The organism is Enterobacter sp. Li2LvB3 (genome assembly GCF_056156645.1).
The window spans coordinates 36,740-61,564 of sequence record NZ_JBSICG010000025.1 but is presented as its reverse complement, the minus strand read 5'-3'; the positions used below and the strand labels follow the sequence as shown (position 1 = coordinate 61,564).

Below are 24,825 nucleotides of genomic sequence, written 5' to 3'. Positions count from 1 at the left end.
TCACTGATATGAATGCACCTTTTAGCTACTCTTCACCGACACTCAGCGTCGAGGCGTTAAAGCACTCCATCGCCTATAAGCTGATGTTCACCATTGGGAAAGATCCGGTCATTGCCAACAAGCACGAGTGGCTTAACGCCACGCTGTTTGCGGTACGTGACCGTTTAGTCGAACGCTGGCTGCGCTCCAACCGCGCCCAGCTCTCACAAGAAACGCGTCAGGTTTACTATCTGTCGATGGAGTTTTTGATTGGCCGCACCCTTTCTAATGCACTGTTATCGCTCGGTATTTATGACGACGTCAAAAATGCGCTGGAAGAGATGGGGCTGGATTTAGAAGAGCTGATTGACGAAGAAAACGACCCAGGGCTTGGTAACGGTGGTCTGGGGCGCCTTGCGGCGTGCTTCCTGGATTCACTGGCAACGCTGGCGCTGCCGGGCCGTGGCTACGGCATTCGCTATGACTACGGTATGTTCAAACAGAACATCGTTGACGGACGTCAGAAAGAGTCCCCGGATTACTGGCTGGAATACGGCAACCCGTGGGAGTTCAAGCGTCACAACACCCGCTATAAAGTGCGCTTTGGCGGACGCATTCAGCAGGAAGGCAAAAAGTCCCGCTGGGTCGAAACTGAAGAGATCCTGGCCGTAGCCTATGACCAGATTATCCCGGGCTACGACACCGACGCCACCAACACGCTGCGCCTGTGGAGCGCGCAGGCCAGTAGTGAAATTAACCTCGGTAAATTTAACCAGGGCGACTACTTTGCGGCGGTGGAAGATAAAAACCACTCCGAGAACGTGTCCCGTGTTCTTTACCCGGATGACTCAACCTACTCCGGGCGTGAGCTGCGTCTGCGTCAGGAGTATTTCCTGGTCTCCTCGACGATTCAGGACATCCTGAGCCGTCACTACCTGTTGCACAAAACGTACAACAACCTGGCCGAAAAAACCGCCATCCACCTGAACGACACCCACCCGGTGCTGTCGATCCCTGAGCTGATGCGTTTGCTGATTGACGAGCATAAGTTCAGCTGGGATGACGCGTTTGAAGTCACTTGCCAGGTGTTCTCCTACACCAACCACACGTTGATGAGCGAAGCGCTGGAAACCTGGCCGGTGGACATGCTGGGTAAGATCCTGCCGCGCCACTTGCAGATTATCTTTGAGATCAACGACTATTTCCTGAAAACGCTTCAGGAGCAGTATCCGAATGATACTGGCCTGCTGAGCCGCACATCGATAATCGATGAGTCAAATGGCCGTCGCGTGCGTATGGCCTGGCTGGCGGTGGTGATAAGTCACAAGGTGAATGGTGTGTCTGAGCTGCACTCGAACCTGATGGTGCAGTCGCTGTTTGCTGACTTTGCGAAGATCTTCCCGACACGTTTCTGCAATGTGACCAATGGTGTCACGCCGCGCCGCTGGCTGGCGCTGGCAAACCAGCCGTTGTCTGAGGTGCTGGACACCAACATCGGCCGGACATGGCGTACCGATTTGGGGCAGTTGCGCGAGCTTGAACAGCATATTGATTTCCCGACGGTGAACAAAGCCGTACGTGAAGCCAAGCTGTTGAACAAAAAACGCTTGTCGGTTTACCTTGCGCTGCACCTGAATGTGGTCGCCAACCCGAAAGCGCTGTTCGATGTGCAGATCAAACGTATCCACGAGTACAAGCGCCAGCTGATGAACGTGCTGCATGTGATTACGCACTACAACCGCATCAAGGCCGATCCGACAGCCGAGTGGGTTCCGCGCGTGAAAATTTTTGCTGGTAAGGCGGCTTCCGCTTATTACATGGCGAAACACATCATTCACCTCATCAACGATGTGGCGAAGGTGGTGAACAACGACCCGGATATTGGCGATAAGCTGAAGGTGGTGTTTATCCCGAACTACAGCGTGAGCCTGGCCCAGCTGATCATACCGGCAGCGGATCTCTCCGAGCAGATTTCCACAGCAGGGACGGAGGCCTCCGGGACCAGTAACATGAAGTTTGCCCTGAACGGCGCGCTGACCATTGGCACGCTGGATGGTGCTAACGTCGAAATGCTCGAACACGTGGGCTCAGATAACATCTTTATCTTCGGTAATACGACGGAAGAGGTGGAGGAGCTGCGTAAGAAGGGTTACAAACCACGTGAATATTACGAGCAGGACGAAGAGTTACGCCAGGTTCTGATGCAAATCGCGACCGGAGTGTTTAACCCTGAAGAGCCAAGCCGCTACCGTGATTTGGTGGATTCGCTGATTAACTTTGGCGATCACTATCAGGTGCTGGCGGATTATCGTAGCTATGTGGATTGCCAGGACAGGGTGGATGAACTGTATCGTCATCAAGAGAAGTGGACCAATGCTGCGATGTATAATATCGCCAATATGGGCTACTTCTCGTCGGACAGGACCATCAAAGAGTATGCCGATTCGATTTGGCACATTGATCCGGTGAGGTTATAAAAGCAAAACGGCAACCCTGGTTGCCGTTTTTAGTGTTTGTTCCCTCTCCCTGTGGGAGAGGGGCAGGGTGAGGGCATCAGCCCGCACCGATCGCATTACGACGCTAACGACAACTCGCGTTTCCCCGCGTTTTGCAACAGCCACTGCGCCACGCGAGACTGCTGTTCCGCATTAAGCCACATCCCTTCTTTGGTGCGACGCCAGATAGCATCGTCCAGACGGCGAACCCATTCGTGCTCAACCAGATAGCGCAATTCGGCTTCGTACAGCTCATGCCCGAAATGTTCGCCCAGATCTGCAAGTTCTTTCGCCTCGCCTAAGATCCACTCCGTGTTGCTGCCGTAGGTACGGGCAAAGTGACGCGCCATCGATTCGGTGATGAACGGGTAGCGACGACGCAATTTCGCCGCAAAGTCATCGCGATTGCCGTCAATGTCGCCGCCAGGCAATACCGCCCCTTTCGTCCACGCCGGGCCAATGCCTTTGTAGTACGGCACCAGTTTTTCCAGTGCGTGTTCGGCCAGCTTGCGGTAGGTGGTGAGCTTGCCGCCAAACACCGACAGCAGCGGAGCCTGGCCATCTACATCATGGATATCAAGCGTATAGTCGCGGGTGATAGCCTGCGGAGAGTCTGACTCGTCATCGCACAGTGGACGTACGCCTGAGTACGTCCAGACGATATCGTTACGTGCCAGCTGTTTCTTAAAGTGCGCGTTATAGACCTTCAGCAGGTAGTTGATCTCGCTCTCGTCGATTTCGACATTTTTCGGATCGCCTTTGTACTCTACGTCGGTAGTGCCGATGATGGAGAACTCGTCCATCCACGGGATCACAAACACAATGCGTTTGTCTTCGTTCTGCAGGATGTAAGCCTGTTTCTGGGCATGAACGCGCGGAACGACAATATGGCTGCCTTTGATAAGACGGATGCCGTACGGGGAACGCAATTGCATTCCTTCGTCGAAGAATTGTTTCACCCATGGGCCGGTGGCGTTAACCAGGCCGCGGGCTTTCCAGCTGAATTTCTCGCCGGTATCCACGTCTTCGGCTTCGACAATCCACAGGCCGTTTTCACGGCGGGCAGAAGTGGCACGGGTGCGGGTTTTCACCTCACCACCTTTTTTCACCACCATCTGTGCGTTCGCCAGCACAAGACGTGCATCATCCACCCAACAGTCAGAATATTCGAATCCGCGCACGATTTCTGGCTTAAGGACCGATTCTGAGCCAAAACGCAAACCACTCGAACCTGGCAGACTGGTGCGTTTACCCAGATGATCGTACATAAACAGACCAATTCGAATCATCCACGCCGGGCGAAGATGTGGACGATGAGGGAGACGGAAACGCATCGGGATGGCCAGGTGTGGTGCCATTTTCAGCAACACTTCGCGTTCAGCCAGCGCTTCACTGACCAGACGGAATTCGTAGTGTTCCAGGTAGCGCAGGCCACCGTGGATCAGTTTTGAGCTGGCGGACGATGTCGCACACGCGAGATCGTTAGCTTCCAGCATCAGTACGGATAAACCGCGTCCTGCGGCATCGACCGCAATACCGGCACCGTTAATGCCACCGCCTATCACAATCAGATCTTTGGTTTCCATGTCACCCTCACACACTTTCGTTAAAGCTCAGAAATGTTCGATATCGCTCATAATAGCAAACGAACGCGCTTTTGGTAACATCAAAAAAACAATTTAGAGTGATATGGATAACATAATGGCGTTTACCCGCCGCCAGGACGTACACTACGGGGTAAAATAGTGCGACTAACTTTTCCCCCTCTCCCGTGGGAGAGGGTTGGGGTGAGGGCATCAGCGCGCACCCAACCTGAGCAACCGAAAGAGAACACCATGGATCACTTTGAATGTATTAACGTAGAAGAAGCCCATCAGAAGATGCACCAGGGAACGGCGGTGCTGGTGGATATCCGTGATCCGCAGAGTTTTGCAATGGGCCACACGCCAGGCGCGTTCCATCTGACCAATGACACGCTGGGTGCGTTTATGCGCGATAACGACTTTGAAACGCCAGTGATGGTCATGTGCTACCACGGCAACAGCAGTAAAGGTGCAGCGCAGTATCTGCTCCAGCAGGGTTACGACGCAGTATATAGCGTTGATGGTGGCTTCGATGCCTGGCATCGCCATTTCCCGGCAGAAGTTGAGCACGCGTTTGGCGGCTAATACCATTCGCTCTATACTGTCCCCTTTTGTGTGGAAATAAGCGACTGTTGCAATGCTGATGATTACCTCTTTTACCAACCCGCGCGTTGCCCAGGCGTTTGTCGATTACATGGCGACGCAGGGCGTTATCCTGACCATTCAGCAACATACGCAAACGGATGTCTGGCTGGCAGATGAAAGCCAGGCTGAACGTGTGAATGCCGAACTGGCACGCTTTCTTGAGAACCCTGGCGATCCGCGATATCTGGCCGCCAGCTGGCAATCCGGCCATACGGGCAGCGGATTGCACTATCGTCGCTTTCCTTTTCTTGCCACCGTGCGTGAGCGAGCGGGGCCATTTACCCTGCTGCTGATGGCCGCCTGTATTCTGGTGTTCATCATAATGAATGTGGTGGGCGACCAGAGTGTGATGATAGCCCTGGCATGGCCGTACGATCCCTCTCTGGAATTTGACGTCTGGCGTTACTTTACCCATGCGCTGATGCATTTCTCAGTGATGCATATCCTCTTTAACCTGCTGTGGTGGTGGTATCTTGGCGGTGCAGTGGAGAAGCGGCTTGGCAGCGGAAAACTGATTGTCATTACCCTGATTAGCGCCTTGTTAAGCGGGTATGTGCAGCACAAATTTAGCGGCCCGTGGTTTGGCGGGTTATCGGGTGTGGTCTATGCGCTGATGGGGTACGTCTGGCTCCGGGGAGAGCGTGACCCACAAAGCGGCATCTATCTGCAACGCGGTTTAATAACCTTTGCGTTAATATGGCTTATTGCCGGATGGTTTGATCTGTTTGGCATGTCTATCGCTAACGGTGCACACGTTACCGGGCTGGCCGTTGGGCTGGCGATGGCCTTTGCCGACACGCTCCATGCGCGTAAACGAACATAATTTCCAGGGATATTTCATGAAACAAACACAACGTCATGACGCTATTATCGAACTGGTTAAAAAACAGGGATACGTTAGCACCGAGGAGTTGGTAGAGCAGTTTGCCGTCAGCCCTCAGACCATTCGCCGTGACCTGAACGACCTTGCCGATCAAAGCCGTATCCTGCGCCACCACGGTGGAGCCGCGTTACCGTCCAGTTCCGTCAACACTTCGTGGCACGACCGTAAAGCGACGCAAACGGCAGAAAAAGAGCGTATTGCCCGTAAAGTTGCCAGCCAGATCCCGAACGGGGCCACGCTGTTTATTGACATCGGCACTACGCCTGAAGCGGTCGCGCACGCACTGCTGGATCACGAGAATCTGCGGGTAGTGACCAACAACCTGAACGTGGCCAACACGCTGATGCAAAAAGACGATTTCCGCATCATCCTGGCAGGCGGTGAATTGCGCAGCCGCGACGGTGGGATCATTGGCGAAGCGACGCTCGATTTTATCTCTCAGTTCCGTCTGGATTTCGGCATTCTGGGGATCAGTGGCATCGACACCGACGGCTCACTGCTGGAGTTTGATTACCACGAAGTGCGCACCAAGCGCGCGATTATTGAGAACTCCCGCCATGTGATGCTGGTGGTGGACCACTCTAAATTTGGCCGTAACGCGATGGTGAATATGGGCAGCATCAGCATGGTGGATGCGGTGTATACCGACGTGATGCCGCCAGCGGGTGTGATGCAGGTGATTAAAGATAATAACTTGCAGCTGGAACTGTGCTAACGGTTGTGTCGGGTGGCACTGCGCTTACCCGACCTACAAATTGTTCGCCCTCTCCCTGTGGGAAAGGCATCAGGCCAGGGTAAATGCAAAAAGGCAACGCAAGTTGCCTTTTTTAATGTTTTCTCCCTCTCCCTGTGGGAGAGGGCTGGGGTGAGGGCATCAGGCCACACAAAACCTACACACCATACCCCATCATCTTCAACAGCTGCTGCGCATGTTGCACTGCATCCTGACGATGTGCGACACCCAGTTTCTGATACAGATTTCGGATATGCGTTTTGATGGTGGTTGCCGCCACGGCCAGTTCACCGGCAATCTGCTCATTGCTGTAGCCTGAATAAATCAGTCCAAGCACCTGCCATTCACGCTGGGTGAGCGGGCTGGTGCGAATAAGCTCCGGCACTTCCGGGTGATTCAGCAGACGTTCAACAAAGTTCTCATCAAAGTGCGCAAACTTGTGGCGATGGTGCTGGTTAATTTCACGCAGAATACGCTGAGCGCGGTGCTGATCCAGCTCCGGCAGCGTATTCAGCTGAATGAGCTGGCGTAGCTGCTGTGCCATTACTTCGCCTTCAATCACAAAGTGACTGATAAAGCCGGTGCGGTTAGCAAGCTGTAATGCTTCCAGCAGCACACGCTGAGCATCGTTTTTACGCCCTGCCTGCCAGTAGAGCTGGTTAAGCAACAGCAGGTTGCGGTTCAGGTCGCTCATCAGGCGCAGGCTGCGCGCGTTCTCGTTCAACTCTTCCAGTACTATTTCGGCAGGTTCAAACTCGCCGAGCAGGATCTGCACACGGGCGATATTGCGCCACTGGCTTTGCAGGAAGTGGTTATTGGCAAATTCAGGTTTTGGCGTCTGGCGAAGCCAGTTGGCGGCGGATTTTTTGTCGCCGGTCATCTGCCAGTAAATCACCCGTACTTTATCGGCGTTCGATACCCAGTCGCTGTGGTACTGGCCATTACCGAGCAGGTTTTCCAGGCGGTTAAGGTGGTTGCGGGCGTTGTCCAAATCCCCGCGCGCCAGCGAGCATTGCACCAGCAGTGCCAGACACTGTAACTGCTGTTGCGGCTGGAAGCTGGAGAGAACATCCACGCCCTGACGAGCAGAACTTTCTGCCTCATCCAGACGCGACCACGCCCACAGAAGCTGGGCACGAATACGCAACAGGAACTCATGCATCGGCAGTTGTTCCAGATGCTGATCGCGAATGAGCTGGAAGGCTTTTTCCTGATTTTCCCAGGCAGCTTGCAGGAACCCCTGAGCAAACAGGATTTCACTTTGCTGAATCAGGCTCCACAACGCGTAATGCCAGACATCGTGGCGACGCGCCATTTGTTCGGTTTGCTGCATCAACGACAGCGAACGGGTGAGATCGCCTTTGCAGTGCAGCACTTCACCGTGAACCGATGTGGCCACAATGCGGCTGTAGAAGTTTGCCAGCGGCAGCTCGTCGAGCGCGACCATCGCCAGGCGTTCAGCTTCTTCTGGATCGCCATCGTTAATCGCCACCTGTGCACGTAGCGCGTTGAACTCGCCGTGCAGAGTGGTATCCATGTCGCTTTCCATCTCCTGCTCGGCGCGAGCCAGCAGGGTGTTTACTTCGCTGTAGCGGTGCTGGCTCTGCATCAGCCAGGCTTGTAACAACACCAGGCGCGGATTTTCCAGCAGGCTTTCCCACGGCAAAGCTTTCAGGGACTCTTCCAGCAGCGTCAGTTCGCTGTGATTAAACAGCCCCCACGCATGGTTGAGCAGAATATCGCGCAGCATGCTGGCATCACCGGCGGCAAGCGCGTGGTGAATGGCCTCACTCGGGAAACCTTGCGCCATCCAGCTTTCGGCGGCGGCGCGGTGGATTTCCGGCAATTCGACGGCAAGCTCCCACTGGCAACGCTGGCGCAGGAAACTGCCAAACAGCGGGTGATAGCTGAACCACTCGCCGGGGTCGTCCATGCGGGTCAGGAACAGGCCCTGACGTTCAATCTCTTCGAGCTGAAGCTGGCCGTTCTCGCTGCCGGTGACGCGCACAATCAACGCGTCGTTCATGGAGCGGAGCAGGGAGCTTTTCAGCAGGAAATTACGGGTAGCAGGATCGACGCTATCCAGCACTTCATCCACCAGATAATCCGACAGATGGCTGGCGTTGATCCCTGCCAGACGGCGTGCAGACTGATGTGTCGGGCTGTTGTTCTGGCGTGCTGATAAGGCGATCAGCTGTAGCGCGGTCGCCCAGCCAGCCACGTCATCACACAGGCGGCTGCTTTCGGAAGCCTCAATCGGGGACGTCAAACGGCAGTCGAAGAATTGTTTGGCTTCCTGGTGGGTAAAGGCAAGCTGTTGGCTGCCAACTTCCAGTAATTGGTCGCGCACGCGCAGGTTGGCAATGCCCAGTTGCGGCAGATTGCGCGACAACACCACCAGGGTCAGGTTTTCCGGCTGATGGCGCAGGAAGAAGCGCATCGACTCGTGAATAACCGGGTTGGTAATCAGATGATAATCATCAATCACCACATACAGCGGACGATGCCATTCGGCCAGTTCGATAAACAGCTGTGAGAAAAGGGAGGACAGGCTTGCGTACTGGCGCTTTTGCACCATCACTTCGCTGGTGACGCAGTGCCCGTTGGTTGCCTGCTGAATAGCGGCAATCAAATAGCTGGCAAAACGCTCCTGCTGATTATCGCCCTCATCAAGGGAGTACCAGCCCAGATCATTTTTTCCTGCGGCCCATTGCGAAATGAGCGTTGTTTTTCCATAGCCTGCCGGGCTCGTAACCAGCGCCAGTCGGAAATTATGCGCGCCGGAAAGTTTAGCCAACAGACGTTCGCGGACCACAGTATGGTCGAGACGAACCGGGCGACTTAATTTAGACGGAATCAACATAGTTTTCACTTCACTGTGGGAACGAGGAATTTTATTTTTTTTGCGCTTCGTAATTAATAGATATAAGGTCGGCCAGAAAGGGAACTATTGCAAGTTATGTCTGGGTTTTGTGCCTCTGAATTTGCACTCTGTCACAAAATATTCAGGCTAAGAGGGGAACTTTTTAAAATGGCTCACATGCCGCGTGGATGCTGGCTTGTATGCATGTAGTGCGAATAAACTGAAACTGGTTTCAGAAAGGTATAGTGACGTCAGAGTTAATAAAGTTTCGGTAAAGTTGAGCAAGCTAAATAGTGTTCTTAGAGATTCCCTAATTGCAGAAATATTATTCTACGTAAGTAATCATTTCTACGTGGAATAATTTTTTACGAAACTGCATTTCATTTTTTTGACATCCTTCCAGGTTATCTTTTCCCTATCCAGGCACACTCCGGCTATGCTCACTGAGTGGCCTTGATCACACTTTTATGCTCATCCCCACTACTCCTCCCTGTCTAATCCCCGACAGGATGAGGAAGAGGTGAAATGAGCCAGGCACACTAGCGCCAACATGTTTTTTCTCTCTACAGGATGCCGATTCCCTATGTCACAGCCTACTTTTAACAAAGCTCAATTCCAGGCTGCCCTGACGCGTCAGTGGCAGCGTTTTGGCCTACATGCTGCAAACGAGATGACGCCTCACCAGTGGTGGCAGGCGGTGAGCGGTGCGCTCGCAGAGCAGCTGGATGCTCAGCCGGTGGCGAAGCCCGTAAAAGGCCAGCGTCACGTGAACTACATTTCGATGGAATTCCTGATTGGCCGTCTGACCGGCAACAACCTGCTGAACCTTGGCTGGTATCAGGAAGTGGGTGATGTTCTGCAAGAGCACGACGTTAACCTCACCGACCTGCTGGAAGAAGAAATAGACCCGGCGCTGGGTAACGGTGGTCTTGGGCGTCTGGCAGCCTGTTTCCTGGATTCAATGGCAACCGTGGGCCAGTCGGCAATTGGTTATGGTTTGAACTATCAATACGGCCTGTTCCGCCAGTCTTTTGCTGACGGGCATCAGATGGAAGCGCCGGACGACTGGCATCGCAATACCTACCCATGGTTCCGCCACAACGCGCAGCTCGATGTGCAGGTGGGCATTGGCGGTAAAGTGTCGAAAGAGGGACACTGGGAACCGGGCTTTGTCATTAGCGGCGAAGCATGGGATCTGCCAGTGCTGGGTTACCGTAACGGCGTGGCGCAGCCACTACGTTTGTGGCAGGCGAAGCACGCGCATCCGTTCAACCTCACCAAATTCAACGATGGCGATTTCCTGCGTGCCGAGCAGCAGGGGATCGACGCCGAAAAACTGACCAAAGTGCTTTACCCGAACGACAACCATCTGGCGGGTAAAAAACTGCGCCTGATGCAGCAGTACTTCCAGTGCGCCTGCTCTGTGGCCGATATTCTGCGTCGTCACCATCTGGCGGGTCGCAAGCTGGCGCAACTGCCAGACTTCGAAGTTATCCAACTGAACGACACGCACCCGACCATTGCTATCCCTGAACTGCTGCGCGTGCTGATCGATGAGCATCAGCTGAGCTGGGATGACGCATGGGCGATAACCAGCCGCACCTTCGCTTACACCAACCACACCCTGATGCCAGAAGCGCTGGAGTGCTGGGACGAGAAGCTGGTGAAAGCACTGCTGCCGCGCCATATGCAGATAATCAACAAGATTAACGACAACTTTAAAGTGCTGGTGAAAAAGACCTGGCCGGGTGACAAAGAGGTTTGGGCGAAGCTGGCTGTGGTTCACGACAAGCAGGTCCGCATGGCGAACATGTGCGTGGTGAGCGGCTTTGCGGTTAACGGCGTTGCCGCGCTGCACTCCGATCTGGTGGTGAAAGATCTGTTCCCTGAATACCATCAGCTGTGGCCAACCAAATTCCACAACGTGACCAACGGCATCACGCCACGTCGCTGGATCAAGCAGTGCAACCCACTGCTGGCAGGGCTGCTGGATAAAACCCTGAAGAAAGAGTGGGCCAACGATCTTGACCAGCTCATGAACCTGGAAAAATACGCCGACGACGCGAAATTCCGCGAGCAGTACCGCGCCATCAAGCAAGAGAACAAAGTTCGCCTGGCGGCGTTTGTGAAAATGCGTACCGGGATTGAGATCAACCCGAATGCCATTTTCGACATCCAGATTAAACGCCTGCACGAATACAAACGTCAGCACCTGAACCTGCTGCACATTCTGGCGCTGTACAAAGAGATCCGCGAAAACCCGAAAGCCGATCGCGTTCCACGCGTGTTCCTCTTCGGTGCGAAAGCGGCGCCGGGCTACTACCTGGCGAAGAACATCATTCTGGCAATCAACAAGGTTGCTGAAGCCATCAACAACGATCCGAAAGTGGGCGATAAGCTGAAAGTGGTGTTCCTGCCGGATTACTGTGTCTCTGCGGCTGAAATGCTGATCCCGGCGGCGGATATCTCTGAGCAGATCTCCACGGCGGGGAAAGAGGCTTCCGGTACTGGCAACATGAAGCTGGCGCTCAATGGCGCGCTGACGGTGGGTACGCTGGACGGAGCAAACGTCGAAATCGCCGAAAAAGTGGGTGAAGAGAACATCTTTATCTTCGGCAATACCGTTGAGCAGGTGAAAGCCATCAAAGCCAAAGGCTACGATCCGGTGAAATGGCGTAAGAAAGACAAGGTGCTCGATGCAGTGCTGAAAGAGCTGGAGAGCGGTAAATACAGCGACGGCGACAAACATGCGTTTGACCAGATGCTGCACAGCATGAACAAACACGGCGGTGACCCGTATCTGGTGATGGCCGATTTCACAGCCTACGTTGAAGCGCAAAAACAGGTCGACGTGCTGTATCGCGACCAGGAAGCCTGGACCCGTGCGTGCATTCTGAACACTGCCCGTTGTGGGATGTTCAGCTCTGACCGCTCAATCCGCGATTATCAGTCTCGTATCTGGCAGGCAAAACGTTAAGGAAGCGCAATGGATAGCAAACGTCTGGACAGTGCCGCGCAGGCGGCGGGGATCAGCCTCAGTTACATCAATGCTCACGGCAAACCGCAATCTATTGGTGCGGACACCAAAAGACGTCTGCTGGATGCCATGCACAAAACCAAAACCGACGCGAAAGCGCCGGTTGCCCCGGTGCCGAATGTAAAGGTCTTTACCGCAGGCAAAAAGATGCCGCTGGCGGTGGAAGGGCGTGGCGAGTTTAGCTGGCTGCTCACGACTGAAGAAGGGCATCAGCATAAAGGTCACGCCACCGGTGGCAAACCATTTACCCTTCCGGCGAAGCTGCCGGAGGGCTACCACACCTTAACGCTCACCCAGGAAGACCAGCGTTTTCACTGCCGGGTGATCGTCGCGCCAAAGCGCTGCTATGAGCCGCAGGCACTGCTGGAAGGCAAGAAACTGTGGGGTGCCTGCGTGCAACTCTACACGCTGCGGTCCGACAGCAACTGGGGTATCGGCGATTTTGGCGATCTGAAGAAGATGCTGGCAGATGTGGGTGAACGCGGCGGCGCGTTTATCGGCCTCAACCCGATCCACGCGCTCTATCCGGCGAACCCGGAGAGCGCCAGCCCGTACAGCCCGTCGTCTCGCCGCTGGCTGAACGTGATTTACATCGACGTTAACGCCTTAGATGACTTCAAAAACAGCAAAGAGGCCCAGGACTGGTGGAAACTCAGCACCACTCAGCAGGCGCTAAAACAGGCGCGCAACGCTGATTGGGTGGATTACGCCACTGTCACCGCCCTGAAGATGGCTGCACTGCGTCTGACGTGGAAAGGTTTTGCGAAGCGCGATGACGAACAGATGGCAGCTTTCCGTCAGTTTGTGACCCAGGAAGGTGAGAGCCTTTACTGGCAGGCTGCTTTTGATGCCTTACATGCTTATCAGGTAAAAGAAGACGAAATGCGCTGGGGCTGGCCGGTATGGCCGGAAGCGTACCAAACCGTTGATACACCTGAAGTGAAAGCCTTCTGCAAAAAACATGCTGATGAAGTCGATTTCTTCCTGTGGCTGCAATGGCTGGCGTACAGCCAGTTCGCGGCCTGCTGGCAGGTAAGCCAGGGTTACAAGATGCCTATCGGTCTGTACCGTGACCTGGCGGTAGGCGTGGCAGAGGGTGGGGCGGAAACCTGGTGTGACCGCGAACTTTACTGCCTGAAAGCCTCTGTGGGTGCGCCACCGGATATTCTTGGTCCGCTTGGCCAGAACTGGGGGCTGCCGCCGATGGATCCGCACGTGATGGCTGCGCGTGCTTACGAGCCGTTTATCGACCTGCTGCGCGCCAACATGCAGAACTGCGGAGCGCTGCGTATTGACCATGTAATGTCCGTGCTGCGTCTGTGGTGGATCCCATATGGCGAAACGGCCGATCATGGGGCCTATGTTCAGTATCCGGTGGACGATCTGCTGTCGATCCTGGCGCTGGAGAGTAAACGTCATCAGTGCATGGTGATCGGCGAAGATCTGGGTACCGTACCGGTTGAGATTGTCAGCAAGCTGCGTGATAGCGGCGTGTATTCCTACAAAGTGCTCTATTTTGAAAACGACCATGAGAAAACCTTCCGTGCGCCAAAAGCGTATCCGGAGCAGTCAATGGCAGTCGCGACGACGCATGACCTTCCTACGCTTCGTGGCTATTGGGAAAGCGGCGATCTGACCCTTGGCAAAACGCTGGGACTGTATCCTGATGAAGAGGTGCTACGCGGTCTGTATCAGGATCGCGAGCTGGCGAAGCAGGGTCTGCTGGATGCGCTGCATAAGCATGGCTGCCTGCCGAAACGTGCCGGGCATAAAGCGTCGCTGATGGCGATGACCTCAACGCTCAACCGTGGCTTACAGCGCTATATTGCTGACAGCAACAGTGCCCTGCTGGGTCTGCAGCCGGAAGACTGGATAGACATGCCTGAGCCGGTGAACATTCCGGGCACCAGCTATCAGTACAAGAACTGGCGCCGTAAGTTGTCCGTAACGCTTGAGAAGATGTTTGCCGATGCTGGGGTGAACAAGCTGATTAAGGATTTGGATAAGCGCAGAAAGGCAGTGGGTAAGAAGCGGTAGTTTCCTCTCACCCTAACCCTCTCCCTGTAGGAGAGGGAATAGAATGTTGGCCGGGTAAGCGTCAGTGCCACCCGGCTTTTTTACATCAGATAACCATATTCAACAGCAGAACCCCGACCAGACCACACACCGAAATGATGGTTTCCAGCATCGACCAGGATTTGATGGTTTCACCGATAGTCAGGTTGAAGTACTCCTTGAACAGCCAGAAGCCTGGATCGTTTACGTGAGAGAAAATCACGCTACCGGAACCGACCGCAATCACCATCAGCTCCGGGCTGACGCCAGTAGTTGCAATCAACGGTGCAACAATACCACCGGCAGTGATTGCTGCGACGGTTGCAGAACCCAGCGCGATACGCAGAACCGCAGCGATAGACCAGGCCATAAACAGTGGAGAGACGTTGGTTTCATGCATCATTGCGGCGATGTACTTATCCACGCCACTGTCGACCAGAACTTGCTTGAACGCACCGCCACCGCCGATGATCAGGAGCATCATGGCAATAATTTTGATGGAAGAGGTCAGCGTGTCGTTGATCTGATCCATTGAACGACCACGGTTCAGACCGAAGGTGAACATCGCAATCAGGACTGCAATCAGCGTCGCCATGACCGGGTCACCCAGGAATTCGGCAACGGACAGGAACGCGTGACCTTTTGGCAGGATCATCTCTGCGACAGCACGCATCGCCATCAGAATTACCGGTACCAGAGAGGTCCAGACGCTGACACCGAAGCCTGGCATCTCTTCTTCCGTGAAGGTTTTCGCGCTGTACAGACCTTCCGGGATTGGCTTATCAATGCCTTTCAGGAAACGCGCAAATACCGGGCCTGCCAGAATCACGGTTGGGATCGCCAGAATCGTACCGAACAGCAGGGTTTTACCCATGTCGGCGTGGAAAATGGTCGCGATAGCAGTTGGGCCCGGGTGCGGCGGCAGGAAGCCGTGCGTCACGGACAGCGCTGCTGCCATTGGCACACCGACGAACAGCAGAGGAATGTTCGCCGCCGCGGCGATGGTGAACACCAGCGGCAGCATCAGCACGAAGCCGACTTCATAGAACAGCGCAAAACCGACGGTAAAACCGGTTAACACTACTGCCCACTGAATGTTTTTCTTACCGAATTTGGCGATAAGCGTGGTCGCAATACGCTGCGCACCGCCGCAATCCGCCAGCATTTTACCGAGCATGGCACCGAAGCCCATGATCAGCGCCAGGCCGCCGAGAGTACCACCGACACCGGCTTTAATGGAGCTGATGACTTTCACCAGCGGCATCCCTTGCATCAGACCGACTGCAAGTGCCACCAGAACCAGAGCGATAAATCCGTTCAGTTTGAAGCGGATCATCAAGAGCAGTAATAAGACTACACCGATAGCGACGATGACTAATGGCATGATTTACCTGGCCTTTGAATTGTTATGGGTAACGTCATTGTTTCAACGACAAGTTCCGATTGTCCCAACTGGGAACAGAGCGTTAACGGCACTAATACTGATGCCTGTGAAACTATTAAGTTTAGTCGGCTGTTATGAGGGTGTTTAGTGCCCACGAGAATGATACGGGTAACATGGTGTGATTGAGAATCACCCTGGGAGGCAAAATTTAAATTCTGGGACGCAGGTCAACATCTGGGGGGATAAACGCAAAACGGTAACCCAGAGGTTACCGTTTTTAATGCTTTCTCCCTCTCCCGTGGGAGAGGGGCGGGGTGAGGGCATCAAACCGCACATTTTGTAGGCCCGGTAAGCGCAGCGCCACCGGGCAAGCAGACGGGCAACTTAGTAGTAAGAGTGCTCGCCGCGTTGGTGCTCGGTCAGGTCACGCACGCCTTTCAGTTCAGGGAATTCGTTCAGCAACTGCTTCTCGATCCCTTCTTTCAGGGTCACATCGACCATGGAACAGCCGTTACAGCCGCCGCCAAACTGAAGGATCGCCAGACCATCTTCAGTGATTTCCATCAGCGAAACACGGCCGCCGTGGCCTGCCAGCTGAGGGTTAATCTGGGATTGCAGCAGGTACTCAACGCGTTCCATCAGTGGCGCATCGTCAGACACTTTACGCATTTTCGCGTTTGGCGCTTTCAGGGTCAGCTGAGAGCCCAATTGGTCTGTGACGAAGTCGATTTCCGCATCGTCAAGATACGGTGCGCTCAGCTCATCTACGTACGCGGTGAGCTGTTCAAATTTAAGGGCAGTGTCAGTTGCTTCCACAGCGTCCGGGGGACAATAAGAAACACCACATTCTGCATTCGGAGTGCCTGGATTGATCACAAACACGCGGATCTGCGTCCCTTCTTCCTGATTTGCCAGCAGTTTGGCAAAGTGCGCTTGTGCAGAATCGGAAATACGGATCATAGCTTTGGCCTAATAGTTGACTAAATTACCTGGGTATAATCATACGCCCATTGAAGAAGGGCTACAAGGTACGGCACAGACACCATACCTGAACAGACGCGGCACCGCTTCGCAAAAGCAGTCGGGAAAGTTCAGCAACGGTCCTGCCCGTAGTGACGACATCATCCACGATCGCGATATGGAGGCCTTTCACCGCGAATTCAAGGCGAAAGGCATTTTTAAGGTTCTTTTTGCGAAGCCGCGCAGTCAACTGGTGCTGTATCGCGGTGGCGTGGACGCGTTTGAGCGCAGACGCGGGGTAGCGACAACCCAGCCAGTGAGCGAGCGGCCGGCAGAGCAGGTCGCTCTGGTTATAGCCACGCCGCCAGTGGCGACGGGCGTGCAGGGGCACATTCACGATGCAGTCGGCATGTGGCAAGGTACGCGTGCGGCGCGCCTGTAAAATCGCGAGGAGCAACACGCGGGCAAGTGGGATGGCCAGGGTGCTCTGGCGGGAAAATTTAAACTGGTGAACAAGCCCACTCAGTGGCGGGATGTAATCCGTCACTGCCACTAACGCACACCACGGCGGTGGCTTTTGCAGGCAACGCCCGCAAGGGATGTTCGGGTTCATGGCAGGTAAACCGCACTGTGGGCACCCACAGGCAGGGCGCATGAGCGCGCGCGTACACACTGAGCAGATCCCCCATCGGCTCAGGGCAAGTGGCATTCGGCATAGCCAGCACAAGCCAGGCACTGTTAGCATGTGCAACCTCCTTGTGAAAAAAGAGAACAGTAACTGATGAAGACTCTGTGGTGGCAGACCGTAGGGACGGGAAATTGCCATCTTGTGCTGCTGCACGGATGGGGACTGAACGCCGAAGTATGGCATTGCGTAAGTGAGGAACTGGCCTCGCATTTTACGTTGCACCTGGTTGATCTTCCGGGTTTTGGCCGCAGCCACGGCTATCAGGCGATGTCGCTTGATGAGATGGCACAGCACGTTCTGGATGCGGCGCCGCAAAACGCCATCTGGCTCGGCTGGAGTCTGGGTGGGCTGGTGGCAAGCAAGATTGCGCTGACCCACCCGGAACGCGTGCAGGCGCTGGTGACAGTGGCCTCTTCGCCATGCTTTAGCGCACGCGACGCGTGGCCTGGTATTAAGCCTGACGTACTGGCCGGGTTCCAGCTGCAGTTGAGTGAAGATTTTCAGCGGACCGTGGAACGCTTCCTGGCGCTGCAAACAATGGGTACCGAAACGGCACGGCAAGACGCCCGCACGCTGAAAAACACCGTGTTGTCACTGCCGATGCCGGACGTTGATGTGCTGAACGGTGGGCTGGAGATTTTAAAAACGGTCGACCTGCGTGAGTCACTGGCAACGCTTGCCCTGCCGCATCTGCGGATCTACGGTTATCTGGACGGGCTGGTGCCACGTAAAGTGGTTCCGCTGCTGGATACGCTGTGGCCGCAAAGCGAATCACATGTGGTTGTGAAAGCCGCGCACGCGCCGTTTATCTCTCATCCCGCTGAATTTTGTTCCGCTCTCGTTGCGTTAAGTCAACGTTTAAACTGATTATTTTCCATCCATCCTGGCAAAAGTTACACACCGCAACAATACTCATCATATCGTTGCGGTCGAACTGCCTACGATAATCAAAATTACAATCCTATGGAGAGTCATGGTTATGAAACTTGTTACAGGTATTGTCACTTCTCTGGTTATTGGGTCACTGTCATTTGGTGTTTTTGCAGCTAAAGAGCTGGAAAAAGATAAGCTTGCCGGGATGAATCTGACCAAAATTGGTGAGATCACGACCTCTGACACCACCGCGCCAATGGACGCGAGAAAAGAGTTGTCTAAAAAGGCAGATGAGCTGGGCGGTACGTACTACGTCGTGACCAGTGCGGAAAAACAAACCAAAAACGTACGCGCAACCGCGGACGTGTATAAGTAATAAAAACGCCGGGAAGCGCTCTGCTTTCCCGGCATTTTTAACGAAGCGTCCACCACTCCCTGAGACAGGCCGTTCCTTCCGGGCAGCTTTTGCAACTGCCGGATAAACAACCGTCTGCATCTTCCTGAATTCGCATGGCTTTCCCCATCGCCTCCAGTTTTTCAAGCATGGCATCGATCATCGGTTGCGGCGTATGCAGGCTGAGGCTCAACTGCTTTGCCTCCATACGCCCTTGCAGCGCCAGTAAATCACGAACCTGAATCAACGATGCCATGGCGATTCTCCTTAGTGACAGTCGCCTGCCGGGCTGTCGCAGCAGGTGGCTGCGGTTTTGCGCGTTGCCAGCAGGTTGATGTCGACACGACTGCGCGCCCGGCGCAGCAGGCCCAGAACTATCACGTTGAACAAAATAACCGCCAGGATACAGACCAGGCTATAGCGTGGATGCTGGCTAAAGTTCGTTGCCTGATAGAAGAGCGTGGCCAGTGAGTAAGCAATGTTCAGCCCCCACAAAATCGAGAAGCCCATCCAGCCACGGCTGGACTCGCGGGAAATCGCACCCATCACGGAGATGCACGGGATGTAGAGCAGCACGAAGATCAGGTAGCTGTAGGCTGCGGATGCGCTGCCAAATTTCTCGCTCATGACACCCATTGCACCTGTCGCCATTTCGCCATCGCCTTTGCTGGCTTCGATTGGGTTCGCCAGCACGCTCAGGCTGAAGGTATCTTTCAGGCTCTGCCCGGTTTCTTTTACTGCGTTGAGCAGTTCGTCACCGAGGTGGAAATCTGCCGGATTGAACTCTTGTTCCTGAATGTTTTCCGCCGTAAAGAGTGTGTTCAGTGTACCGACCACCACCTCTTTTGCCATCGCGCCGGTGAACAGGCCGACGGTCGCCTGCCAGTTATCCTCATGCACGCCAATCGGTTTGAAGACTGGTGTGATGACGCGACTGACGGAGGCAAGGGCAGAATCGTTGATGTTATCCGCCGCCTGGCCGCTCAGCGTGAAGCTGTTCAGCGCGCTCAGGAAGATGCTGACGATGACAATCACTTTACCGGCGCGCAGTACAAAGCCTTTCAGGCGTTGCCAGGTCTGAATAACCAGGCTTTTCAGATGAGGAACGTGATATACCGGCAGTTCCATCACAAACGGCGAGGCTTCACCACGCATGATGGTGTGTTTGAGCATCAGCCCTGTAAGGATAGCCATTACGATGCCCAACACATACAGCGAGAACACCGCCAGTGCCCCTTGTTGGCCAAAGAAGGCTGCGGCAAAGACCGCGAAGATGGCCAGACGCGCGCCGCAGGACATAAACGGCGCCATCATGATGGTCATCAGGCGTTCACGCGGTGCATCCAGGGTGCGAGCCCCCATGACTGACGGCACGTTACAGCCGAAACCGACAATCAGTGGTACAAAGGATTTCCCCGGAAGACCCAGCGCCTGCATCAGGCGATCCATCACGAAGGCCGCACGCGCCATGTAGCCCGAATCCTCAAGGAAGGAGAGGAACAGGTACATCATGCCGATTTGCGGAACCAGCGGCAGAACGGTGTTGATACCGCCCCCAATCCCCTGAGCAAGGAAGATGGTCAGCCATTCCGGGAAGTGCAGGGTGTAACCAATCCACTGAATACCATGGACAAATACCGCCACCGAGCCGGCGTCAAAAATAGGCTGAAGCGCGCCCCCGATGTTGATAGCAAGCAGGAACATCAGGTACATCACCAGCAGGAACACAGGCAGGCCGAGGAAGCGGTTGAGGACGATTTTGTCTACGGCGGCGGTGAATTTGCTTGGCTCTGCGGTCAGGGCGTTACTCACGACATCGCAAATGGCGGCAATGGCCTGATAGCGGGCATCCGCAATGTGCAGCGCCGGATCGTCCAGCTCGTCGCTAAGACGCGCCAGCGCAACATCCAGTTTATCGGCGGCGTTGCCTGAGTAGGCGCGGCTATAGATATCCCCTTCCAGCATTTGCAGGCCGAGCCACATGCGCTGTTTAACCGGCATGTGTTGTTCCATTTCCTGCGCCAGCAGGCTGGCTTCGCGAAGCAGCGGTTGGGCATAGTGCACCAGCTCAACGCTGATGTTGCCCGCATGGCGGTCGATCGCCAGTTTCAGGGCATCAATGCCGCGCGCGCGGGTGGACACCAGCGGCACAACCGGGCAACCCAGACGGGCAGAGAGCGCATCGACATCAATGCGCAGGTGTTGTTTTTCCGCGATGTCGAGCATATTCAGCGCCACGATGCACGGGATGCCAAGCTCAAGCAGTTGCAGCGTCAGGTACAGGTTGCGCTCCAGATTGGAGGCGTCCACCACGTTAATTAATACATCGGCATCGCCGCTCAAAATATAGTGACAGGCAATCTGCTCATCGAGCGAGGTTTGCGACGAGATAGTGGTTAATGAATAGGTTCCGGGCAGATCAACCAGCGTGACCTGATGGTCTGTTGTGGAAAACTGACCTTCTTTTCGTTCAACTGTGACACCCGCCCAATTTCCCACACGCTGACGTGCGCCCGTTAACTGGTTAAATAAGGTTGTCTTGCCGGAATTAGGATTGCCAATTAAGCCAATAGTTAATTTTTTCATTGCATTAGACTCACTGAAACCGCTGGCTTGTTATCGGGATATCGCTTCGACTTCGATTAATGCGAGGTCTTTTTTACGCAGAACCAGGTTTACGCGTCGGGTTTCGATATGAACAGGATCACCCAGCGGTGCCACGCGCACGACCTGGAATGACGAGCCAGGTAACATGCCTAATGACAGCAGTTTTTGCCGATAAGCCGGGCTAATTTCACGGGTGAAGCCGGTAATTTTCCATGCACTGTCGGGAGTGAATTGCATAGTGCCTGATTCCATGAAAGGTTAAATTATCTACTATGGGATGATAATGAGAATAGTTTTTATCAGCAATATTAAAACTGTGACGGAATGTTGTTTGCAGTATTAATTTACGGCCTGTTTGACCTTGCTCAATATTTGCTGAAATGACGGGAAAACGAAAAGGGGAGTATTTGTTAACGGGGTGATAATTAGCGGTTTAAATATGGCTACATCATATTTGTTTTAATTCGCTGCGGTCTGCTTGCCGGGCGGCACTGCGTTTGCCCGGCCTACAAAACCGTAGGCCCGGTAAGCGTAGCGCCACCGGGCATTGACAACCTTAGCGCTTTTTACCCATTGCGGCTGCCAGCGCATCCATCATGGCACTGTTACCCGCAGGCTGAGCATCACGGCCACGCGGTTTTGCGGCCTTATTAGCCGCAGGACGCTGCTGCTCGCGAGCGCCACCGCCGTTGCCACGACGCGCATTGGTTTCACCCGGCTGCTCGTCCAGACGCATGGTCAGGGCAATACGCTTACGTTGCAGGTCAACTTCCAGCACTTTCACTTTCACGATATCGCCCGCTTTGACCACGGTATGTGGATCTTCAACGAACTTATCGGCCAGCGAAGAGATATGGACCAGGCCATCCTGATGCACGCCGATATCAACAAACGCACCAAAGTTGGTGACGTTAGTGACGGCACCTTCCAGTACCATGCCCGGCAGCAGGTCGTTCATGGTTTCGACGCCTTCAGCAAAGGTCGCGGTTTTAAACTCAGGACGCGGGTCGCGGCCTGGTTTTTCCAGCTCTTTGATGATGTCGGTCACCGTCGGTACACCGAACTGTTCATCGGTGAAATCAGCCGCTTTCAGGTTGCGCAGGGCGCTGTTGTCACCCATCAGGTCTTTCAGTGCCTGCTGCGTGGCCGCCAGAATGCGCTCGACAACCGGATAGGCTTCCGGGTGCACGGTTGAGGCATCCAGCGGGTTATCGCCGTGGTTGATACGCAGGAAGCCCGCGCACTGCTCAAACGCTTTCGGCCCCAGACGGCTCACCTTCAGCAGCTGCTGGCGGTTCTGGAACTGACCGTTTTCATCACGCCAGGCCACAATGTTCTGCGCCATCATGCGGGTTAAGCCCGCCACGCGGGTCAGCAGGGCAACGGAGGCAGTATTCAGGTCTACACCGACGGCGTTAACACAGTCTTCCACGACCGCATCCAGCTTACGCGCCAGCTGAGTCTGGCTGACGTCGTGCTGATACTGGCCCACACCGATGGATTTCGGATCGATTTTCACCAGTTCTGCCAGCGGATCTTGCAGGCGGCGGGCAATAGACACCGCGCCGCGCAGGGAAACGTCCAGATCCGGGAATTCCTGGGCTGCCAGTTCAGATGCGGAATAAACAGACGCCCCCGCTTCACTGACGATAACCTTCTGGGCAGTGACTTTCGGGAACTGTTTTTGTACATCAAGGAAGAAACGCTCGGTTTCACGGGATGCAGTCCCGTTACCGATAGCAACCAGTTCAACGTTGTACTTTTCGCACAGCGCCGCAACCGCGACGGCCGCTTTCGCAGCCTGGCCGGTGTGTGGGTAAATGGTGTCGGTAGCCACCAGTTTGCCGGTACCGTCAACCACTGCCACTTTCACGCCGGTACGCAGGCCAGGGTCGAGGCCCATGGTGGCACGCAGGCCCGCAGGTGCCGCCATCAGCAGATCGTGCAGGTTACGGGCAAAAACGTTAATCGCTTCGTCTTCGGCGCGCTCGCGCACGGTGCCCATCAGCTCGGTTTCGAGGTGCATCAGCACTTTGATACGCCACGTCCAGCTCACTACGCCTTTACGCCAACTGTCTGCCGGGGCGTTGTTCAGACGCAGTCCGAGGTGATCGATAATGATCTGCTCGCAGTGGCTCTCTTTTGGCGGCTCATCGAACTGCGGATCGGCATTCAGGGAAAGCTGCAACACACCTTCGTTGCGGCCACGGAACATCGCCAGCGCGCGGTGAGAAGGGGTAGTTGAAATGGGCTCGTGGTGATCGAAATAATCGCGGAATTTCGCACCTTCTTCCTCTTTGCCGCTCACCACGGTTGACACCAGGTGCGCGTTCTTCCACAGATAGTCACGCACTTTAGAGAGCAGCGCGGCGTCTTCGGCGAAGCGCTCCATCAGGATATAACGCGCGCCATCGAGGGCGGCTTTGGTGTCGGCCACGCCTTTATCGGCATCGATAAATTTCGCGGCTTCGGATTCCGGGTCGTGGGATGGGGTGTTCCACAGCAGCTCGGCCAGAGGTTCCAGACCGGCTTCAATCGCAATCTGCCCGCGCGTGCGACGCTTCGGTTTATACGGCAGATAGAGATCTTCTAATTCGGTTTTGCTCAGCGTGCCGTTAATGGCTTTTTCCAGGTCGCTGGTGAGCTTGCCCTGTTCGCCAATGGATTTGAGGATTGCCTGACGCCGGTCTTCCAGCTCACGCAGATAACCCAGGCGGGTTTCCAGATTACGCAGCTGAGTATCATCCAGACCGCCAGTGACTTCCTTACGATAACGTGCAATAAACGGCACGGTGTTCCCTTCATCAAGCAGGCGAACGGCAGCTTCTACCTGTTCGGCTCTGGCCTGAATATCACCCGCAATAATGCGGCAGAGCGAATCATTCATCATGGCTTTATCATCTGTTGAGTCGAAAAATCAGGGGATAGTTATACGGGCTGACACGGCAAAATGCCAGCCGTGGAGGGCGCTCTCGGACTATTTAACGTACTCTATCTCATTCACGTACCAGCTGGCCTCACCGGCAGGTGTCTGCACGACGGCCAAATCACCCACTTCCTTTTTCAGCAGCGCGCGGGCCATCGGTGAGTCGATAGAGATGTAATCCTTACGACCAAAAATTTCATCGTAGCCGACAATACGAAAACGAAGGGTGTTGCCGTTATCATTCTCAATTTCAACCCAAGCGCCGAAGAACACCTTGCCCTCCTGTTGCGGGGAGTAATCGACGATTTTGAGGTTCTCAAGGCATTTGGTCAGGTAACGTACCCGACGGTCTATCTCACGCAGGCGTTTTTTGTTGTACTGGTAGTCAGCATTTTCGCTGCGATCGCCAAGACTTGCCGCCCAGGTGACTTTTTTGGTCACTTCCGGGCGCTCTTCTCGCCACAGGTAATCCATCTCTTTTTTGAGTTTTTCGTACCCTTCGCGGGTGATCAGGGGCGTTTTCATGGTGTGACCTTCAGACTCGACTTCATTGCAGACGTTGCGCACATTACGTATCAAATATAGTAACAGACAGCGTTAATAATGATTTATGTGATGAAATGTGCAGATAAGCTGCTGTTAAATATGCTTTGTAACAATTTCGACTAGAATTTATACCAGAATTAGCTGGTCGAACACGTGCACTTTTTTAGAATACGC

18 protein-coding genes are annotated in these 24,825 nt (G+C 54.5%); 8 read left to right on the top strand and 10 right to left on the bottom strand.

The features are described from left to right. Window positions 1–8 precede the first annotated feature (8 nt). Window positions 9–2,456 (top strand): glycogen phosphorylase, encoded by a 2,448-nt coding sequence (glgP, locus tag ACS603_RS18885; protein ID WP_182062820.1) that lies wholly within the window; start codon window positions 9–11, stop codon window positions 2,454–2,456. 95 nt (window positions 2,457–2,551) lie between these two features. On the opposite strand, the gene glpD is transcribed toward glgP, so the two are convergent. Then, on the bottom strand, window positions 2,552–4,060 hold the full coding sequence (glpD, locus tag ACS603_RS18880) for a glycerol-3-phosphate dehydrogenase (protein ID WP_182062819.1): 1,509 nt from the start codon (window positions 4,058–4,060) through the stop codon (window positions 2,552–2,554). A 249-nt stretch (window positions 4,061–4,309) separates the two neighbouring features. Between glpD and glpE the strand changes: the two genes are divergently transcribed. The 3 genes from glpE to ACS603_RS18865 are packed head-to-tail and all read left to right on the top strand — an operon-like array spanning window position 4,310 to window position 6,300. Beyond that, complete coding sequence (glpE, locus tag ACS603_RS18875; protein WP_014072135.1) at window positions 4,310–4,642, top strand: thiosulfate sulfurtransferase GlpE; 333 nt, start codon at window positions 4,310–4,312, stop codon at window positions 4,640–4,642. A 52-nt stretch (window positions 4,643–4,694) separates the two neighbouring features. After that, entirely contained in the window at window positions 4,695–5,525 is an 831-nt protein-coding gene (gene glpG, locus ACS603_RS18870; RefSeq protein WP_182062818.1) for a rhomboid family intramembrane serine protease GlpG, read from the top strand. A 16-nt stretch (window positions 5,526–5,541) separates the two neighbouring features. Further along, the gene (locus ACS603_RS18865; protein WP_182062817.1) at window positions 5,542–6,300 is read left to right on the top strand and encodes a DeoR/GlpR family transcriptional regulator; all 759 of its coding nucleotides are present in this window, start codon (window positions 5,542–5,544) and stop codon (window positions 6,298–6,300) included. Between the two features lie 175 nt (window positions 6,301–6,475). On the opposite strand, the gene malT is transcribed toward ACS603_RS18865, so the two are convergent. After that, window positions 6,476–9,181 carry an HTH-type transcriptional regulator MalT gene (gene malT, locus ACS603_RS18860; RefSeq protein WP_182063486.1) on the bottom strand — a complete coding sequence of 902 codons (2,706 nt, stop codon included), beginning with the start codon at window positions 9,179–9,181 and terminating at the stop codon, window positions 6,476–6,478. Window positions 9,182–9,764: 583 nt separating this feature from the next. Between malT and malP the strand changes: the two genes are divergently transcribed. Further along, the gene (gene malP, locus ACS603_RS18855) at window positions 9,765–12,158 is read left to right on the top strand and encodes a maltodextrin phosphorylase (protein ID WP_474944714.1); all 2,394 of its coding nucleotides are present in this window, start codon (window positions 9,765–9,767) and stop codon (window positions 12,156–12,158) included. Window positions 12,159–12,167: 9 nt separating this feature from the next. Beyond that, complete coding sequence (gene malQ / locus ACS603_RS18850) at window positions 12,168–14,255, top strand: 4-alpha-glucanotransferase (protein ID WP_474944713.1); 2,088 nt, start codon at window positions 12,168–12,170, stop codon at window positions 14,253–14,255. An 85-nt stretch (window positions 14,256–14,340) separates the two neighbouring features. Here the strand turns inward: malQ and gntT are convergent, their stop codons facing one another. The 3 genes from gntT to gntX form a co-directional block, all read right to left on the bottom strand. Then, window positions 14,341–15,657 (bottom strand): gluconate transporter, encoded by a 1,317-nt coding sequence (gene gntT / locus ACS603_RS18845; protein WP_182062814.1) that lies wholly within the window; start codon window positions 15,655–15,657, stop codon window positions 14,341–14,343. A 384-nt stretch (window positions 15,658–16,041) separates the two neighbouring features. Further along, complete coding sequence (nfuA, locus tag ACS603_RS18840) at window positions 16,042–16,617, bottom strand: Fe-S biogenesis protein NfuA (RefSeq protein ID WP_014072124.1); 576 nt, start codon at window positions 16,615–16,617, stop codon at window positions 16,042–16,044. Between the two features lie 61 nt (window positions 16,618–16,678). Further along, window positions 16,679–17,362, bottom strand: coding sequence for a DNA utilization protein GntX (gene gntX, locus ACS603_RS18835; protein WP_474944712.1), 684 nt, complete (start codon window positions 17,360–17,362; stop codon window positions 16,679–16,681). A 36-nt stretch (window positions 17,363–17,398) separates the two neighbouring features. On the opposite strand from gntX, the gene bioH reads away from it, so the two are divergent. After that, complete coding sequence (gene bioH / locus ACS603_RS18830) at window positions 17,399–18,172, top strand: pimeloyl-ACP methyl ester esterase BioH (protein ID WP_474944711.1); 774 nt, start codon at window positions 17,399–17,401, stop codon at window positions 18,170–18,172. Between the two features lie 112 nt (window positions 18,173–18,284). Then, on the top strand, window positions 18,285–18,554 hold the full coding sequence (locus ACS603_RS18825) for a YdgH/BhsA/McbA-like domain containing protein (RefSeq protein WP_014072121.1): 270 nt from the start codon (window positions 18,285–18,287) through the stop codon (window positions 18,552–18,554). 37 nt (window positions 18,555–18,591) lie between these two features. Here the strand turns inward: ACS603_RS18825 and feoC are convergent, their stop codons facing one another. The 5 genes from feoC to greB all read right to left on the bottom strand — a co-directional run bounded on the left by feoC (window position 18,592) and on the right by greB (window position 24,630). Then, entirely contained in the window at window positions 18,592–18,828 is a 237-nt protein-coding gene (feoC, locus tag ACS603_RS18820) for a [Fe-S]-dependent transcriptional repressor FeoC (RefSeq protein WP_474944710.1), read from the bottom strand. Between the two features lie 11 nt (window positions 18,829–18,839). Continuing rightward, window positions 18,840–21,158, bottom strand: a complete 2,319-nt coding sequence (feoB, locus tag ACS603_RS18815) for a Fe(2+) transporter permease subunit FeoB (RefSeq protein WP_474944709.1) — start codon at window positions 21,156–21,158, stop codon at window positions 18,840–18,842. 30 nt (window positions 21,159–21,188) lie between these two features. After that, window positions 21,189–21,416, bottom strand: coding sequence for a ferrous iron transporter A (gene feoA, locus ACS603_RS18810; RefSeq protein WP_014072118.1), 228 nt, complete (start codon window positions 21,414–21,416; stop codon window positions 21,189–21,191). Window positions 21,417–21,735: 319 nt separating this feature from the next. Then, a complete protein-coding gene (locus ACS603_RS18805) occupies window positions 21,736–24,069 on the bottom strand; it encodes a Tex family protein (protein ID WP_474944708.1) in 2,334 nt (777 codons plus the stop codon). Between the two features lie 87 nt (window positions 24,070–24,156). After that, window positions 24,157–24,630 (bottom strand): transcription elongation factor GreB, encoded by a 474-nt coding sequence (greB, locus tag ACS603_RS18800; RefSeq protein WP_474944707.1) that lies wholly within the window; start codon window positions 24,628–24,630, stop codon window positions 24,157–24,159. Between the last annotated feature and the right edge of the window lie 195 nt (window positions 24,631–24,825).